The 16,339-nt window shown below is 55.7% G+C and carries 15 protein-coding genes; 6 read left to right on the plus strand and 9 right to left on the minus strand.

Annotated elements, in window-relative coordinates:
• Positions 1-175: 175 nt before the first annotated feature.
• The 4 genes from LJU29_RS04635 to LJU29_RS04650 all read right to left on the minus strand — a co-directional run bounded on the left by LJU29_RS04635 (position 176) and on the right by LJU29_RS04650 (position 6,119).
• The gene (locus tag LJU29_RS04635) at positions 176-2,677 is read right to left on the minus strand and encodes an Hsp70 family protein (RefSeq protein WP_257111668.1); all 2,502 of its coding nucleotides are present in this window, start codon (positions 2,675-2,677) and stop codon (positions 176-178) included.
• Positions 2,674-3,030, minus strand: coding sequence for a hypothetical protein (locus tag LJU29_RS04640; protein WP_257111669.1), 357 nt, complete (start codon positions 3,028-3,030; stop codon positions 2,674-2,676). The genes LJU29_RS04635 and LJU29_RS04640 overlap by 4 nt, the downstream gene beginning before the upstream one ends.
• 8 nt (positions 3,031-3,038) lie before the next feature.
• Positions 3,039-5,234 (minus strand): tetratricopeptide repeat protein, encoded by a 2,196-nt coding sequence (locus LJU29_RS04645; protein ID WP_257111670.1) that lies wholly within the window; start codon positions 5,232-5,234, stop codon positions 3,039-3,041.
• 636 nt (positions 5,235-5,870) lie between these two features.
• Positions 5,871-6,119, minus strand: coding sequence for a hypothetical protein (locus LJU29_RS04650; RefSeq protein ID WP_257112681.1), 249 nt, complete (start codon positions 6,117-6,119; stop codon positions 5,871-5,873).
• A 305-nt stretch (positions 6,120-6,424) separates the two neighbouring features.
• On the opposite strand from LJU29_RS04650, the gene LJU29_RS04655 reads away from it, so the two are divergent.
• Positions 6,425-7,192: a hypothetical protein gene (locus LJU29_RS04655; RefSeq protein WP_257112682.1), complete on the plus strand. Its 768-nt coding sequence runs from the start codon at positions 6,425-6,427 to the stop codon at positions 7,190-7,192.
• A 121-nt stretch (positions 7,193-7,313) separates the two neighbouring features.
• On the opposite strand, the gene LJU29_RS04660 is transcribed toward LJU29_RS04655, so the two are convergent.
• The 3 genes from LJU29_RS04660 to LJU29_RS04670 are packed head-to-tail and all read right to left on the minus strand — an operon-like array spanning position 7,314 to position 9,603.
• Positions 7,314-7,715 carry a hypothetical protein gene (locus tag LJU29_RS04660; protein ID WP_257111719.1) on the minus strand — a complete coding sequence of 134 codons (402 nt, stop codon included), beginning with the start codon at positions 7,713-7,715 and terminating at the stop codon, positions 7,314-7,316.
• 49 nt (positions 7,716-7,764) lie between these two features.
• Positions 7,765-8,907, minus strand: a complete 1,143-nt coding sequence (locus LJU29_RS04665) for an endonuclease/exonuclease/phosphatase family protein (RefSeq protein ID WP_005754327.1) — start codon at positions 8,905-8,907, stop codon at positions 7,765-7,767.
• A gap of 33 nt (positions 8,908-8,940) precedes the next feature.
• On the minus strand, positions 8,941-9,603 hold the full coding sequence (locus tag LJU29_RS04670) for a YciC family protein (RefSeq protein ID WP_005734853.1): 663 nt from the start codon (positions 9,601-9,603) through the stop codon (positions 8,941-8,943).
• A 197-nt stretch (positions 9,604-9,800) separates the two neighbouring features.
• On the opposite strand from LJU29_RS04670, the gene LJU29_RS04675 reads away from it, so the two are divergent.
• The 3 genes from LJU29_RS04675 to LJU29_RS04685 all read left to right on the plus strand — a co-directional run bounded on the left by LJU29_RS04675 (position 9,801) and on the right by LJU29_RS04685 (position 11,897).
• Positions 9,801-10,517 (plus strand): DUF2076 domain-containing protein, encoded by a 717-nt coding sequence (locus LJU29_RS04675; protein WP_122358871.1) that lies wholly within the window; start codon positions 9,801-9,803, stop codon positions 10,515-10,517.
• Between the two features lie 270 nt (positions 10,518-10,787).
• Positions 10,788-11,264, plus strand: coding sequence for an NYN domain-containing protein (locus LJU29_RS04680; RefSeq protein WP_002555259.1), 477 nt, complete (start codon positions 10,788-10,790; stop codon positions 11,262-11,264).
• 21 nt (positions 11,265-11,285) lie between these two features.
• Positions 11,286-11,897 (plus strand): 3'-5' exonuclease, encoded by a 612-nt coding sequence (locus LJU29_RS04685; protein ID WP_005745439.1) that lies wholly within the window; start codon positions 11,286-11,288, stop codon positions 11,895-11,897.
• Positions 11,898-11,901: 4 nt separating this feature from the next.
• On the opposite strand, the gene LJU29_RS04690 is transcribed toward LJU29_RS04685, so the two are convergent.
• Positions 11,902-12,369, minus strand: coding sequence for an Lrp/AsnC family transcriptional regulator (locus tag LJU29_RS04690; RefSeq protein ID WP_004655565.1), 468 nt, complete (start codon positions 12,367-12,369; stop codon positions 11,902-11,904).
• A gap of 167 nt (positions 12,370-12,536) precedes the next feature.
• Between LJU29_RS04690 and yedA the strand changes: the two genes are divergently transcribed.
• Both yedA and rhlE1 read left to right on the plus strand, forming a co-directional pair.
• Positions 12,537-13,451 carry a drug/metabolite exporter YedA gene (gene yedA / locus LJU29_RS04695; protein ID WP_031596701.1) on the plus strand — a complete coding sequence of 305 codons (915 nt, stop codon included), beginning with the start codon at positions 12,537-12,539 and terminating at the stop codon, positions 13,449-13,451.
• 62 nt (positions 13,452-13,513) lie between these two features.
• On the plus strand, positions 13,514-14,842 hold the full coding sequence (rhlE1, locus tag LJU29_RS04700; protein WP_257111720.1) for an RNA helicase RhlE1: 1,329 nt from the start codon (positions 13,514-13,516) through the stop codon (positions 14,840-14,842).
• A gap of 223 nt (positions 14,843-15,065) precedes the next feature.
• On the opposite strand, the gene LJU29_RS04705 is transcribed toward rhlE1, so the two are convergent.
• Positions 15,066-16,304: a TIGR03862 family flavoprotein gene (locus LJU29_RS04705; RefSeq protein WP_162233774.1), complete on the minus strand. Its 1,239-nt coding sequence runs from the start codon at positions 16,302-16,304 to the stop codon at positions 15,066-15,068.
• Positions 16,305-16,339: the final 35 nt, after the last annotated feature.

Here is a 16,339-nt window from a genome sequence, read left to right on the forward strand (position 1 = left end):
TTTTAAAGTATGTCTGGATCAATTGGTTTGCACTTGTGCCTGTTTGAAACACGGCGGCACCGGTTGATCCATAGCATAGTGCCATGATATGGGTTGGCCGATGCTTAGTTTTCATCGGTGAGTCGGCCTCGTGGCGGGGCGACGGGTCGGTGAAGACCCGTCGCAAACGGCGTGCTTAAACGATACCAGTATAGAGGCGCACGTCTTCCTCTGCGCGCTCGGTATCCGGAACAAGCATCCACAATTGACCATTTACGTCACGCAAATCGTCCCAGTTCTTGGTCGCAACTAGCCGGCGTCCATGGTCGATCAGTTGCTTGGCCTGCGCTTGATCGTTCATGGTGGGCCGTATCTCTTCCAGGTGCTGGAACATACCGACTAGGAAGTCGGGCTGGCGAGCTAGGATTTGGAAGTGAAGTCGCTGTAATTCGCTCGTCGCAGCGTCGATACGCTCTGGGTTGGTTGAGTGGATATGCAACTCCTCTCGCGCCAGGATTTCCTTCAGATGATGCCGCTCGCGATCGTTGCCCGACTCTTGAACTATGGAGGCCGTATCGGACTTGACCTTGAGATAGTTTGCTTTTGCAGCATCGATCCGCTTGGATGCTGTCAACTCAAAAATCCCTTGAGCAATCTTGCACTTCTTGTCTTCGAGCTTGAAGCGATCGTCGGTCACGTCGTCGCTAGAAAGCGATGCGCTCTCAACGATAAGCGACTGGATTTCGTCATTCAGTTTCTCCAACTTAGCTGCGCCATCATGGTTGTTGTTCGCCTGCGCGTCCTCAATCTCGGACTGGATCTTCGTTTCGAGCTGAAGCACCTCGGTGGCCAACAAGCGGGTATCGACGTGGCGGGCCTGGCCCTTGAAGACCTGAGAGAACTCCTGTCCCGTACCGTTCAGGTATGCTGACACCGTCAAATCTCGGGACTCTGACATTTCGAAGGTCAGATCCACCTCTGTGCCGCGAAGAAGGTCACGGCTGATTTGCTCACCGGTGATGGCCAATATTCCAATCGGCTTATTGGTCGATGAATGTTTTTCGGATGGTCCTTCAACGACCATGATGGTGACGATGGCGTCACGAGAGCCTTTGACGATGGTCTTGGCGATCTCAACGGTACGCTTCCCTTTAGTAGGTAGTACGCAGTTTTTTGCAAAAATCAGGTCGAGTCGTGTGTCCTTGGTGGAAAGATCGTCCCTAACTAGGCAAATGTCTTCTGGAAGCATTTGGCCGGCGACGCTGTAGCGACCCTGTGCAATCTGGATCGAGTCAAAGCCGACATCGATGATGTTGGATTGGCCGTCAAGAATTTTGAAAGTGAACCGATTGAAGAATCCTTCGCGCAGCGGCAGATCTTCAGCGATGCGGGTCGTGAGGGGCTTCAGACCACTATCAAAGCCGTCGTCATTTGAGATCCGATAGAACAGGTCGGCGGTATTTCCCTCAACCTTGGCGGTAAAGGTTTCTTCGCTTTCCTGGGAGTTGCGGTTGTAAACAGCACGAAACTTAATCTGTGAATTCATGGGGGCTTTTGGTGCAGCGCCTTCCGGCTTGAATTCCTTGCTGCCCGCAAAGTAAGCAGCTCCGATGGCAATCGCGCTGGTCGGATCAATCGATGTATTGACCGGTATGCTCATCATCTCCTCGACGCGCTTGCGAACGTAGGGGCTGTAGGTCGAGCCACCAACCATCAAGATGAACTTGAGATCGCTCGATTGCAGGGAGTGACGCGTCAGTATCTTTTTCATCATATCGACAGTGCCGTCCACCGCGTCCTTGATGACACTTTCGAACTCAGAGCGAGTGATGGTCAGGATGGTGTCAATGGCATTACCCTCGTCATCCTCAAGATCACGAATCATGCCCAGATCGATTTCCGCCGATGCCTTGGTGCTCAATTCGATCTTGGCTTCCTCCGCCTTGTGTAGCAAGACAGTCCAAAGCTTGTTGTATTTGCCTTTCTCGCTTTTCATTTGGGCGAGAAGGTCCTCGAACTTTCCGCGGCGGTTGATCTCCGGAACCAGAATCTTCTCAACGATCATCGAGTCAAAGTCAGATCCACCTAAATAGTTGTCACCTTCGTGATCAACCACCGTTAATTCGCCTTCGACAATCTTGACCAACGCTACGTCAAAGGTGCCGCCGCCCAAGTCATAAACAATCCACTGGCTGTTCCGAAGGTCATCATTCTTTTCCTTGTTCGCATACGCCAAACTGGCTGCGATCGGCTCTTGGAGCAGGACCACGTGCTTGAAGCCGGCTGAAATTCCTGCGTCCTTGGTGGCGTTTGACTGCACGGTATCAAACGAGGCGGGTATGGTGATTACCGCAGCTTCGACTGCTTCGCCGGAATGTACGAATTCCTTTAGCTCCTTGAGAACAAAAGCAGAAAGCTCGACCGGAGTCTTGGATGCCTTCAGTGACTGAATCTTGATGGTTTCTGTAGTGCCCATTTTTCGCTTGAAGCGACTGGCAACGCTCTTCGGGTCCTTTTCGGCATACGTGCGAGCCTGATCACCGACCATGATCCGGTCATTTCGGAAGCCTACGATCGACGGGAGCGTTTCCTTGAAGCCGTTGGGGTTCTTGAATACCTCGACTGATCCTTTGTCAAATTTGGCGATGAGCGAGTTACTGGTTCCCAGGTCAATCCCGAAATTGATCATCTTTGTCATTGTGATGCCTCCTCCTTGCTCTGTACTACAACGATCCCTTTTTGCACGACCCGTGAGACCGGGCCATTTACCAGTCGAATCACAGGCTTGATGACCTCGGTCACTATCAGGTTCTCGGTGCCTGCGCCGACGATGGTGGCTTCGAGGTCAGTGCGTGTCTCCTTGAAGGGCTGTCCCAGCGGATCCTCGATCACCAAGGACTCATGCTGTTCGAATTCCGCTTTGATTCGGTCAACGTTGCGTTTAGCGTGCCCAAGGTCGCCGTGAACTTCCAGCTTGCGTTCTATTTCATAAAGGCTGTTCAGTACAACAAGAGTCCAGCGGTGTATTTCAATTGGCGGGGAAATGGCCATGACTATCCTTAATCGCGGTTGAATGACATTGGAAATAAGCGGAGCATCATGGCGTTTGGAACGTCACGTAAGCTGATAGGGGGAGACTTTTTTCCTCTGAGCTTGTCTACTACTATGGCTGAGCCATTGTGAAGCACGATATCTACCCGATCCCAAGGCACTTTATTTTGGCTGGTGAAAACCAGCCATTTTGAATCGAAGCTCATGCCAGATTGGGTGACCTGGACCGGACCGATTGTCAGGGTTCCGCCACGCTTTAACTCGCCGAGGAGGTTTTCCATCAAGTCTGGAATGATGTAGTGGAATGCGGCATTGACGAGCTTTTCGAACAGCTCATCCTGTTTGTCGCGGTCGGAAGATGTCCATGCGAGCATGTACTCCTTGCCAGTCCGTCGCTTAGCGGAGAATAGGTAGTTGTGTGAGCCATCTTGCTCGACCATGATTCCCCAGCGTAGGGCTCGGATCTCATTTGCTGGGCACAGGTCACCGTTATCGGAAACTCCTTCCTTCGTAACTTTCCAGTGGCGAGCATTCCCGAAGCTCAAGTGAGACTCGTGCTCTCGTTGCTTTTTGATCATCTCCGAGATTGCTTCGAAGTCTTCTTTCAAGCGCTGTGTGAGCTCAATCGATTTGAAGGAAAACTCTTTACTTTGCTCAATAATCGCCAAAGAGAGTTCCGAGTCTTCATGAACGTTGTGCGCATCAATGGCAATGCTTCTGACCAAATTTACCGCTTCATTTTGCAAATTGCGGAAGTAGGGTGGCAGCAGATTAAGGATGCTGATGATCTTATGCGTCTCCAGAACCTCCTTGATCTGCTCGACAGTTACTTTAATGGCCTCTGCCCGATTTTTGAGCTCCCGTAGCGGGATTAATATGGAATCCGCCTCTCGTAATGCGTTTTCAAAGCAGCGATCGGCATAGGAGGGCATGACCCAGCGACGACCATCGAGCAATGCTTCAATGACGGGAACATCCCTGGCGGCAACGGCCTTGCTAAAGATGCGGTCGTACTGCGCTGCAAATGGCTCGCTTAACCACTCCCTGAGCTCTTCGGAAACACTCACGCGTTCGATAAAATCGAGGGGCGACCATTCTTCGTCCAGAAGGAAATGGTTGATATCGCCTTTGGACAGAAACTCCAGAAGAGGCTTGCACTTATATACTTCCCAGTTATGGGAAGCGACCTCTATGTTGGACAGCTTTTCCGCTAACTCAATCGCCTTTGAACGATCGACAGTTATCCCAGGCATCCAATGTAGTTTTCCCTCCTCAAGCTCAATTTCCTGAAGTAACGTCTTTTTCCATTTCTGGACAACCTTGGGTTCAAGATCACCGAAATCGAAGTCGTTCGGGCAATTCAGGAGCTGGAAAGGGTTGATGTAGATCGAGTACCACTGATCTTCCGGCTGGCAGAGTGACTTTCGGGAAGACTGAACCTTGCAAGCCAACTCCAAGAGTCGAGTCTTGACAGATTGGATGCAGTCTGGCGCCTTTTCGTGAGACACGTCTCTGCGCATGACTGAGCGCCAACAGTCGACAGCATCAACGTCTTGGGAGACGTCATCCATGTTGTAGGCGAGGCCAAGGTTGAACAACGACGCGGTATCATCGCTTTGGTGCGCGTTGCGCGACCAGTATTTGATGGCATCAAAGCCATGCTTGTTAAGGAAATGGAGAATACCTAATCGATTCAGGTCCCAGGAATTGAGACCCTCAAGTTCATCGAGCTTGGTGAGTACGCGGATTTCTTCCGCTCGCTTCTCCGTGGCGTTGTTTTGCCCGTAGATGTGCGCAAGACCTCGTAGCGCTTCAATCTCATCGCTGTCACAGTCAAGTGCCATTTCGAGCGAGCTTTCTGCTTCCTTAGAAGCTCCCAGTTCAAGCTCCAAGCTGCCCCGCTTTGCCCACGCTTGGGCAAAGTATGGGGCTTTGTCGTTGGTTCCTTTGAGGGCTTCTAGGGCTGCCTCTTTCCTGCCTAGGGAAATATTGTTGAGAGCCAAAAGCCACCAGCCATCAGCATTGTCAGGATCCTGGACCGTGGCGGCTTTGGCAGAAATGACTGCCTCCTCATATCGGTCGCGTCTACGTTGATCTCTAGCCTTTTCTATTAACTCTTCTACGTCCATATTAAAATTTTGAATCCCGTCCGGGGCGCTGGCGAAATTGCCATGATTCTGGCAGTTGAGTTTGCGAGGGTTCATCTGATCACGTGGACAGCTTTGCCGGTTGATTGTCGCTCAATAATTGGAGCACCTAAAGTTGCATGGTTGCAATCCTCGCGCCGATGGAAGGCAGGTAGAAATTGTGCTTTTAGCCGTTCACTGGCGGTCAATTTTTCGGCGTGCATTGGTCAAATCGGATGCAAACGAAGGTCAGCACCAATGCAATTTGCCCTTAAGGGTTATGTCAATCTCAGTATGAGTTTCTAGAAAATTCTCGATGGGATTTCCGTCAATCTTGCCTTGGCGTTCCTTCGCGTTGTGTCAATCCTGCGCAAAAGGTTTGACAGTCAAGCATTGTCAAGGGAACGGTGTCCAATAGCAGTTTTTTCGAGGGGTCGAGCCTGTCAAACATCGGGGCGTCAAGATGCTGTCAATCATTACTGGCCGGATGATCCATTGGTGGCGGAGGCTACGGCTAGGGTTAAGCCGAAGGGGACGTAAAGTCGCGCAGCATTCAGCAGGCTATTTGTGAGCTAAAGACGAGGGGGATCGATGGGATAGCGGCGCACTCTTGCTGCTCAAGTACCCAGTCTGAAACACCTGATCAGATATTGGATACCCAACGCAACAGACCCGGAGAACACCAGGGCGCAACGCCCTGGCAGGCAGCAAACATCACTTTTTCTTTTTAACCGGCTTTTCCGCCTTGTCTGACTTCTTGGCCTTTTCTGGCTTGCTATCAGCTTTTTTGGCTGCTTTCTTTGGCTCGGCGTCTTTTTTCTTGTCTTTCTTTTCGGAAGACTTGGAAAGCGTCGAGGCCGCTTCAGATTTCTTGGTCGGTGATGCTTTCTTGTCTTTCAGATCCTTGCTGGCTTTTGAGGCTTCGCCTTTACTTTTCTTGTCGTCTTTAGCCACGTTGATCACCCTTTGGGTATGCCGGTATTGGCACGTAGCCTGTGGGAGTATCCACAGGCTAATCATTAGGCGAGCGCGTCTGAAAACGGTTCAAACTGTTTTGACCCTTTCAGTTGCTGAAGGACGACATTCAGATGCTCGGCGACTCGCCAGCTTATTGCGGGCTATAGGGCTGCCATTCGCACTCGGCTCAGGTATTTTCAATCACGCGAATACTCAGGAATCGATCACGGAAAGTTTCCGAGCAACCGGGTAACTAGGGAAGGACATTGAACACTGCCAGATTTTTTTTCAAATCCCTTATCAAGCGCTGGATGAAAAACATCTTTTCACGTGAGTACCACCGTGACGGCGAGCTAAAACCCGAGTGGACATCCCAGGGCCCGGGTTCAATCCGCATGGAGCGGTATCACCATATCGACGCCAGCGAGCAGGGTAAGGACGGCTTCTACGACTATTACTATGTGTACGACATGTACTACTTCACGGAGGGCACTCTGTCCCTCGCCGCGCGCTGCTACACGGATGATGCTGATGAAGCCAACTTTATGGGTATCGAGTTTGACGGATATGACCGAGCGCTTGAGCCTGACGATAGGTCTCTCCCGTTGGTGAGCGCGGCTCTGGCTCAGTTGAAGGCTGATGGAAAAACGAAATTCTTTACGTTCACCGGGAAAGGTTATGAGCCCATATTTGCCAGCTCCGAGCATGAAGGCGACACCATGCGCGGAGAGCGCATTGAAGTGATCGCCCTGTCCCCAAGTGCTCGCTATCGTGTCCAGACGACGCCTTACGAGGCACTTGCCACGCAATGGATTTACCCACCCGAGATAATCGACATCAGGCGCGACATCCGCGTGTTTGCTTTCGAAGACAATGGCTGGTCAGCCGATCAGGCACGCTGGCTGGATTGCTCATGTGTTGAGTTGACCCTGCGTAAATACCCCGGACGGCTCACCGGTGCTGGAATCACGGTGATTATCGACTGCGCTCGTGGCACGGCGGCTTACGGCGATGGCATCGAGATCAAGACGCCTGCGCTTGAGCGGGCGCTTGATGCGATGTGGAGCGGCGCGGACTGACGCAGCGGGGGATACGCTTCAATTATCAGGTGCGTGCGATAACGCAGGCCCATATCTACAACCCGACGCTCATGAGCGTCCTGTCTTTTTTCAGGGCGAGCACAAAGACGCACCTGTTGCTTTACTCGCAGTCTTTGCGTGAAAGCGTGATCGATGTAATGAACTCGCCTGTCGAGCTGGAGTACGAATAAGTGATTTTGTTACCCAGCTCCAGCACCAATAGATAGGCTGTCTGCTTACACAAGCTGCCTTGGATTTGCTGAGTCAGGTAGCTGTCGTAGTAGACTTTTTCGCCAGGCCTTCCGTTGTAACCATTGATCGTGAGATTGTAGAGGACGGTGTGATCAGCATAGGCAATCGTGTCTATTCGGGTCATAAGGTCCAGCATGATGGGAAGCTGTGTCTTTTGCTGATCGATTACCGCCGCCAGTGCTTCGTTTCCATCTATAGCCCAGAGGGGAGTCATGAAGCAAAGTGCTGCAGCGCCCCCCAGAATAGTTTTAGCAACGTTAAGTTTTTTCAATTCAATATCCTTATTTTAGAAAACTATCTGATTACAGAGCAGGAACCCCTCAGGGCAAAACCGGCAACAAAAACCGCCCAATCACCGGCAGGTGATCAGATATCAACAACGTATCGTCCCGCCGCACCCGCGCACTGACCCGCTTCAAACTCGGGCTGTAAAACAGGTAATCCACCGTCCGGTCCGGCCCGTTGATGCGGCTGTCGTTGGGGAAGTGCGTCAGCCATTTGCCGCGGTCTATGCCGCTGGATTCGGCGTTGTCGGGGATCATCGGGTATTTCTCCCACAGCTCGTGCAGCTCGCTGTCGGCGGCGTAGCCGAGGCGCTGTTCTTCGGGGAGGCGCTGGTATTGGCCCAGCGGCAGCAGGTTGAAGTCGCCGCCGATCAGCCACGGTGTGCCGCCGCTTTCCAGTTTGTCCAACTGCTTTTCAGTGGCGACGATCTGTTTTTGTGCGGTGTCGCCTGTGTGTCTGGCGGTGGTCAGGCTGGTGTTGATGACGGCCAGTTTGCCGCCGTCACGCAGAGGCAGGTAGCTGACCAGCAAGGCATCCTTGGGCTGGAACTGACGGCTGATGATATTGGCGTCTGGCACCGGCAGTTGCACGCGTTCGGCACTGTCGATGTGGAAGCGGCTGAGGGTCGCCAGTTTTCTGCCGACGCTGCCCCAGATATGCGGGTTGGGTACAAACTCCGATTTCCAGTAGAACGCCTGCGTGCTGCAGGGGTAGAGGTCCGCCACTCGCTCTTTGATCAACGCCAGTTGGTCTTCGTAATCGGAGTTTTTGGCACCATCGTCGACCCCTTGCAGCAGTACGATATCCGGCTGTTCATCACGGATGACCCGCGCCACCTCATCCAGGTTGTAGGCCAGGTCTTCATGCGTCGGGCGTTCGTCCGGGCCGCTGCCGTCGGCCATGTCGTACCAGAACACATAGCGCTTGCCCGCCAGGTACTGGATGTTCCAGGTCATTACTTTGAGGGCTTGCCCCGGCACCAGCTTTGGCGCCTGAACCGCAGGATTGCAGCTGGCCGGGAGTAACTCGCGAGTTGGAGGGCGCCACGTCAGTTGGTAAACCATTACCAGCAATACGGCGACCAGCAGCAGGCTGTACAGGGTCAGACGTAGCAGTAGACGTGGCATCGGCTCGACTTGGAGCGCCTGGCGCTCGGTGAGGGATTCGGTATTTAGCATACCGAATCGGTGCGTCTGGCGTCAGCTGTTGGTTCAGGCCCGGTGCGCGGGCTCGCTGATCAGCATGAACAGGCGGAACGTCACAATGGTGGTGAACAGTTGCAGGAAGCTGCCGATGCTGTCGGTGATCACGGAAACCGCTGCGCTTTGCGGTTCCGGAAACAGGTACAGGCTGGCACCCTCAAGCAGCCACAGGGGAATGTAGACGCTCAGTACGCACACCAGAATGCGGGTGAAGTGCCCGGTGGTCATCAGCATGCTTTCGCGCATGGCCATGAACGGCGTGAGCTTGCGCAGGACCAGCAGGTATTCGCAGAACGCCAGTTTGATCATGACCCAGAGGCCGGGGACCACGAACAGCGAAAGGCCGAACATGATCAGCAGGGTACTCATCGCCGAGAGCACGGCGAAGGTGGGCCACAGGCGCAACGCCATGGCCAGCAGGTCGCGGGTGTAGACGTCTTCGCCACGGCTGCGTGCGTCGAGAAACAGGATCAGTGCCGCTGTATAGATAGGGTAGAAAAACAGCCCGATGACCAATTCGTAGGCAGGCGACGTGTCGGCGGACATGGCGTTGCTCAGCGCTTGTTTGGCCAGCACCTCGAGTATCACGACAGGCAGGCACAACAGCATAATGCTGCCCAGATTGCGCCGAAAGAAATAGAGCGAATCCTGGATGACGGTCAACGGGTTCATGTAGATAGATCGCAGGCTAAAAGCAGGCGCACACTTTAGCCCATGGCCCCTGCCGAACCAAGCGCAGTGGTGGTGGGCCGAGATCTTCTTATCTTTTTCTTCATGTCATTGAAGCGGGTGGATGAGGCCCCATTTTCTGAGCATGGTCCTGCCGGTGCGGCAGGAAAGAATTCCAGTGGCAACTCAGTGAGGTGGTCATGAACAGCGAAGAGCAAACCCTGATTGATGGTCTTTTCTCGAAACTGAAAGATGCCGAGACGGCATCCGCTCCGCGAGATGCTGCGGCCGAGGCGCGCATCAAGGAGCATCTGACTCGCCAGCCCGCTGCGCCGTATTACATGACGCAGGCGATTCTGGTGCAGGAAGCTGCGGTGAATCAGCTCAATCAGCAGGTGAAACAGCGCGACGAGCAGATTCAGCAATTACAGGCCGAGCTGCAGCAGGCCAAGGGGCAATCTTCGTCAGCGCCGGCCAGCGGTGGGTTTCTGTCGAGTATTTTCGGCAGCAGCGCCTCGCGAGCGCCTCAGGCTCAGCCGGGCCAGACGTCGGGTGGTGGCTGGCGCGACGGTGCCGGTTTCAATCCAGCCCCTGCACCTGCACCTGCACCTGCAGCGCCGCAGGGTGGTTACGCCGCGCCTGCCCCGGCTGCGGGCAGTGGCTTTCTCGGCGGTGCGTTGAAGACCGCGGCCGGTGTGGCGGGCGGCGTGCTGTTGGCAGAAGGCATCAGCAGCATGTTCAGCCACCACAGCCAGCCGCAGGAGATCGTCGAGGTCATTCACGACGCGCCACAGGCTCAGGACACCGGCTCGTTCAATGATCAGGGCGGTTGGGGACAGCCGGATCAGCAGTACACGGCCGATGACAGCTTTGACGATGGCGGCGACATGTTTTCTGATGATGATTCGTTTGTTTGAGGACGCAGTGATCGCTCCTCACGCTCCAGAACAGACAACTATCGTTCCGCACGCTCCAGTGAGGGAAGGCCTTGGGTGACGCTCCGCGTCACAGGTCTGCGCCGCGCCGCCCATTCAAGATCGGGCGTGGAGCGTCCAGAAATGCGTGCGACGCGGAGCGTCGCACGATAGTTGAAGCTCAATTCCGTTCTCAAGCTGGCATACTGGGCGCCGATTCACATTCCGGATCGCTGTAACCAGTGGGCGTGTTGCCCGCCATGAGGAATTGCGGTGAAGAAGATCGCGGTGTTCGCCGACGTGCAGAACCTGTATTACACCGTGCGCCAGGCGCATGGCTGTCATTTCAATTACGCCGCCTTGTGGGCGGATATCAGCAAGCGCGGCGAGATTGTTCACGCGTTTGCCTACGCCATCGATCGTGGCGACAGCAAACAACAGCAGTTCCAGCAGATCCTGCGCAATCTGGGGTTTACCGTCAGGCTCAAACCTTACATCCAGCGCAGCGACGGTTCGGCGAAAGGGGACTGGGATGTCGGCATTACCATCGATATCATGGATTTCGCACCGCAAGTCGACGAAGTCGTGTTGGCATCGGGTGATGGCGATTTCGACATGTTGCTCGAACGTGTGATCAGCAAACATGGTGTTGAGGCGGTGGCCTATGGCGTGCCGGGGCTGACCGCGAACTCGTTGATCCGCGCAGCCAGTCGTTATGTGCCTATCGAAGGCGCGTTGTTGCTGAAATGAATTTACAGGGTCAGGCCAGTGTTGGAACGTATTGCAGTCATCGACTTTGAAACCACCGGCATCTCCCCGGGCCATAGCTGCCGGGCAACCGAGATTGCCGTGGTCATCATGGAGCAGGGGCGTATTGTCGAGCGCTTTCAGAGCCTGATGAATGCCGGAGTGCGTATTCCTGCGTTCATCGAAGGGTTGACCGGCATCAGCAACAACATGATTCGCACCGCCCCCAGCGCCGAGCGGGTGATGGGCGATGTGGCGGATTTCGTCGGTGCCACGCCGCTGGTCGCGCACAACGCCTCGTTCGACCAGAAGTTCTGGGACTACGAACTGTCGCGCATTCAGCGCAAGCGCGAACAGAGCTTTGCCTGTTCGATGCTGCTGGCCCGACGCCTGATGCCTGGCGCACCGAATCACAAGCTTGGCACGCTGACCAGCTACGCGCGCCTGCCCAATACCGGCAAGGCTCACCGGGCGATGGCGGATGCGGAAATGGCCGCTAACCTCACCGCGTATCTGACCAACGAACTGCGCAACACCCACGGTATCGCCGCAATCTCCCACCAGATGCTCTGCTCGCTGCAGAAAGTCCCGGCCGCCAAGATCGGCGAAACACTCAAGCGTCAGCGCGGCTTCTGATCTTCTAGTATTCCTGCTTGCCGTTGCTGGTCAGATAATCGGCCGGCAGGCTGCGTTCCACCGCTGTCGACAGCACGATTGACGTTTTGCTGAAGCCAAACCTGGCGATCCGATTGATCAGGTCTTCCAGGTGCGGCATCGAATCGACCGCAGCTCTCATGATCACGCACGGGTCGCCCGTCACCCGGTAACACTGGATCAGTTCAGGGACCTGCCACAGCTCCTTGTACGCCTGTTGATTGCCGTGACTGCCCATGCGCAACTCGATCAGGCATTGAATCGGCAAACCGACCTTTGACAGATCGACCTTCGCCTCGTAACCGGTAATCACTCCGCTTGCCTCAAGCTTGGCTACCCGCTCGGCCACGGCGGGCGCGGACAGGTTGACCAGTTTCGCCAGCTGCGCAAAAGACGCCCGGCCATTTTTCAGCAGCTCATCGAGCAGAATCCGATCGTATTTATCCAGCGTCATGACGTGCCTCGTGCTGTGCGATGGGTAATTTTAAAATAAAAGGAAAGCAGACCTTACAAGCATTGAATCGTAAGTTTCAGTGCGGTTTAAACAGGTTTGTCTGCTTAATATCCGCATCTGGCCTTCATACAATAGGTCAACCATAACAATGATCCCAGGGCCTTGCCATGCCTCAGTCCGTTCGTGTTTCGCCGTTGCTCATTGGTGCCTTTCTGGCCTTGTACCTGATTTGGGGCTCTACCTATCTGGTCATCCGTATTGGCGTGGAGTCATGGCCGCCGCTGATGATGGCTGGCGTGCGTTTTCTGATTGCCGGGTGCCTGATGTACGGTTTCCTGCGTTATCGCGGCGTGCCAGCACCGACCTGGCGCGAGTGGAAGGCGGCGTTTGTGATTGGCTTCCTGCTATTGGCATGCGGTAACGGCGGTGTGACGCTGGCCGAGCACGCAGGCGTTGCATCAGGCGTCGCGGCGCTGGCGGTGGCGACCATGCCGCTGTTTACCTTGCTGTTCGGCCTGTTCTGGGGCAATCGCACGACTAATCTGGAGTGGGCGGGCATCGTGCTGGGCCTGATCGGTATCGGCCTGCTGAATCTCGGTTCCAATCTGCAAGCCAGCCCTTATGGCGCTGCGCTGGTGCTCTTTGCCGCTGCGTCGTGGGCGTTCGGCTCTGTATTGAGCAAGCATATGCCGCTGCCCAAAGGACCGATGGCCAGTGCGGCGGAAATGATCACTGCCGGCGCGACGCTGCTGATTGGTAGCGCTTTGAGCGGCGAGCGTCTTGCGCATATGCCGACTGCGGCGGGCTGGGGCGCGCTGCTGTATCTGGTGGTGTTTGGCTCTATCGTCGCGTTCAGCGCGTATATGTACCTGCTCAAGAACGTGCGCCCGGCAGCCGCAACCAGCTATGCCTACGTCAACCCGGCAGTGGCGGTGATGCTTGGCGTGGTGTTTGCGGGAGAGACTATCGGTATCGAAGAGTGCCTGGCCATGGTGGTGATTATCAGCGCTGTCGTGCTGATTGGCCTGCCGCAATGGCGCAGGTCGGCGGTACGAAAGGTCGGATCGACACGCACAAGCTAACCGAGGCGGGCCGGACAGGTTAAACTGCGCGCCTTGCGTTGAATTTTTCCTACGGTATTTCCATGACATTCGCCTCTCTCGGCCTGATCGAACCCTTGCTGCGCGCTCTTGAAGCGCTCGGTTACCAGACTCCGACGCCTGTACAGACCCAGGCAATTCCTCCGGTACTGGCGGGCCGCGATCTGATGGCAGCTGCCCAGACCGGCACCGGCAAGACCGCAGGTTTTGCCTTGCCGCTGTTGCAGCGCTTGACCATGGAAGGGCCGAAAGTCGCGCCTAATTGCGTTCGCGCGCTGGTATTGGCCCCGACCCGCGAACTGGCCGATCAGGTTCACGAAAGCATTCGTCAGTATGCCGAGCACCTGCCGTTGAGCACTTACGCAGCCTACGGTGGCGTGAGCATCAACCCGCAAATGATGAAGCTGCGCAAGGGCGTGGACGTGCTGGTTGCGACACCGGGACGTCTGCTCGACCTACATCGCCAGAATGCAGTCAAGTTCTCGCAGTTGCAGACTCTTATCCTTGATGAAGCCGACCGCATGCTTGATCTGGGCTTCGCCGAGGAATTGCGTGGCATCTACGCTGTACTGCCCAAGCAGCGCCAGACCTTGCTGTTCTCCGCGACCTTTTCCGACGAAATTCGTCTGCTGGCCGCGCAGATGCTGAATGACCCGCTGACCATCGAGGTCAGCCCGCGCAACGTGGCGGCGTCATCGGTCAAGCAATGGGTTGTGACCGTGGACAAGAAGCGTAAGGCTGATCTGTTCATCCATCTGATGAAAAAGCATCGCTGGGGCCAGGTGCTGGTGTTCGCCAAGACCCGGGTTGGCGTTGATCAACTGGTGGATCGTTTGCAGGGGCTGGGTCTGGACGCTGATGGTATTCACGGCGACAAGCCGCAGGCCACCCGCCAGCGTGCGCTGGATCGTTTCAAGAGCAATGAAGTGAAGATTCTGGTTGCCACCGACGTGGCGGCTCGTGGTCTGGATATCGATGATCTGCCGACGGTCGTCAACCTGGACCTGCCGATTGTGGCCGAGGATTACATCCACCGTATTGGCCGCACCGGCCGGGCGGGCCTGACGGGCGAGGCGATCTCGCTGGTGTGTGCCGATGAAGTCGAACTGCTGTCGGCCATCGAAGTGCTGACCCGCCAGACGCTTGAGCGCAAGGAAGAACAGGACTTTGAGCCTGAGCACCGGGTGCCGACTACAGATGCCAGCGGCCAGATCCTGAAAAAACCCAAGAAACCGAAAAAGCCCAAGGTCTCGGGCAGCAAACGTAACCTGGGCAAATGGGTCGACAGCGGCGAGTCAGAGCCTGCGCCAGCGGTCAAACCCGTGCGTAAAGTGCCGGTCTTCAATACCGGCCCGCGCAAGAAGAAGCCTTGATATACGCATGTGGGCGCGAGCCGGGCGAAGCTCCCACAGAAGGATTTATGTATAACGTGAGCAAGCTCCCACAGGTTATCCGTGGGCTTTGTGGGAGCGAACTTGTTCGCGAAGAGGGCAGCGCAGTCGACGAATTTGCTGCGTTTGGAATATAGCCTTCGCGAACAAATTCCCACAGAAAGGGTTTATATATAACGCTGAGTGCAGAGCATACGCACAGGAATCACTGTGAGTTCAGCCACTCCACCATCCCCAACCCCGCAGCGCGGCCGCTGGCGAAGCAGGCGGTCAGCAGGTAGCCGCCTGTAGGGGCTTCCCAGTCGAGCATTTCGCCTGCGCAGAACACGCCGGGCAATTGCCTGAGCATCAGACGCTCGTCCATGGCTTCGAAGGTCACGCCACCTGCGGTGCTGATGGCCTCATCGATGGGGCGTGGTTTGATCAGGGGCAGTGGCAACGCCTTGATGGCTTCACTCAACAACAGCGGATCGGCAAACGCTTCACGAGGCGCAAGCTCGCGTAAAAGCGCTGCCTTTGCGCCGTCCAGGCCCAATTGGCTGTGCAGGTGCTTGGACATCGAGCGCGAGCCACGTGGTTTGCTCAGAGCTTTTTGAATGTCTGTCAGCGTTTTGCCGGGCAGCAGGTCAATGTCCACTGTCGCCGAGCCGCGAAGGTTGATCTGTTCACGAATTTGCGCCGACAGTGCATACACCAGACTGCCTTCCACGCCCGTCCCGGTCAGCACGCATTCGCCAAGGCGCAGGGCATGGCCATGCAGACCCATCGCGATATTTTTCAATGGTGCACCGGCAAACTTGTCGCGCAGCAGGTCGCTCCAGGCGCTCACTTCGAAACCACAGTTGGCGGCTTGCAGAGGTGCAACCTCGACCTGCCTTGCTTGCAGCCATTGCAGCCAGGCCCCGTCAGACCCCAGCCGAGCCCAGCTGGCACCGCCCAGTGCCAACAACGTGGCCGCAGGGTTGAGCGCCAGCTCACCGTCAGCATTAGTGATGCGCAGGCTGCCATCAACGTTCCATCCCAGCCAGCGGTGACGGGTATGGATCGTGACGCCCGCATCACGCAGCCGCTTGAGCCAGGCGCGCAGTAGCGGGGCGGCTTTCATGTCAGTGGGAAAAACACGGCCCGAGCTGCCGACAAACGTCTCGATACCCAGGGCATGAATCCACTGGCACAGTTGATCGGCACTAAAATTACGCAAAAAAGGCGCGATCATCGGCGAGCGTTCAGCGTAGCGCGATAGAAAAGCCAAGTAGGGCTCGGAGTGCGTTATGTTCATGCCGCCAACCCCGGCCAGCAGAAACTTGCGCCCTACTGAAGGCATGGTGTCATACAGATCGACGTTCAGCCCTGCCTGGCTCAACACCTCTGCTGCCATCAACCCCGCAGGGCCGCCTCCGATGATGGCGACGGTTCGGGAAGCAGGAGAGGCGAGGTCGGTCATGGTCAGCGAAGTATCGATAGCAGAGGAGGCGGGCA

The sequence above is a fragment of the Pseudomonas ficuserectae genome (assembly GCF_024584585.1).
Taxonomy (GTDB): domain Bacteria; phylum Pseudomonadota; class Gammaproteobacteria; order Pseudomonadales; family Pseudomonadaceae; genus Aquipseudomonas; species Aquipseudomonas amygdali.

What these genes read in the sequence shown, in the direction of transcription:
- LJU29_RS04635 (WP_257111668.1), bottom strand. Translation starts at nt 2,677, where the DNA reads ATGACAAAGATGATCAATTTCGGGATTGACCTGGGAACCAGTAACTCG.
- LJU29_RS04640 (WP_257111669.1), bottom strand. Translation starts at nt 3,030, where the DNA reads ATGGCCATTTCCCCGCCAATTGAAATACACCGCTGGACTCTTGTTGTA.
- LJU29_RS04645 (WP_257111670.1), bottom strand. Translation starts at nt 5,234, where the DNA reads ATGAACCCTCGCAAACTCAACTGCCAGAATCATGGCAATTTCGCCAGC.
- LJU29_RS04655 (WP_257112682.1), top strand. Translation starts at nt 6,425, where the DNA reads ATGAAAAACATCTTTTCACGTGAGTACCACCGTGACGGCGAGCTAAAA.
- LJU29_RS04665 (WP_005754327.1), bottom strand. Translation starts at nt 8,907, where the DNA reads ATGCTAAATACCGAATCCCTCACCGAGCGCCAGGCGCTCCAAGTCGAG.
- LJU29_RS04670 (WP_005734853.1), bottom strand. Translation starts at nt 9,603, where the DNA reads ATGAACCCGTTGACCGTCATCCAGGATTCGCTCTATTTCTTTCGGCGC.
- LJU29_RS04675 (WP_122358871.1), top strand. Translation starts at nt 9,801, where the DNA reads ATGAACAGCGAAGAGCAAACCCTGATTGATGGTCTTTTCTCGAAACTG.
- LJU29_RS04690 (WP_004655565.1), bottom strand. Translation starts at nt 12,369, where the DNA reads ATGACGCTGGATAAATACGATCGGATTCTGCTCGATGAGCTGCTGAAA.
- yedA (WP_031596701.1), top strand. Translation starts at nt 12,537, where the DNA reads ATGCCTCAGTCCGTTCGTGTTTCGCCGTTGCTCATTGGTGCCTTTCTG.
- rhlE1 (WP_257111720.1), top strand. Translation starts at nt 13,514, where the DNA reads ATGACATTCGCCTCTCTCGGCCTGATCGAACCCTTGCTGCGCGCTCTT.
- LJU29_RS04705 (WP_162233774.1), bottom strand. Translation starts at nt 16,304, where the DNA reads ATGACCGACCTCGCCTCTCCTGCTTCCCGAACCGTCGCCATCATCGGA.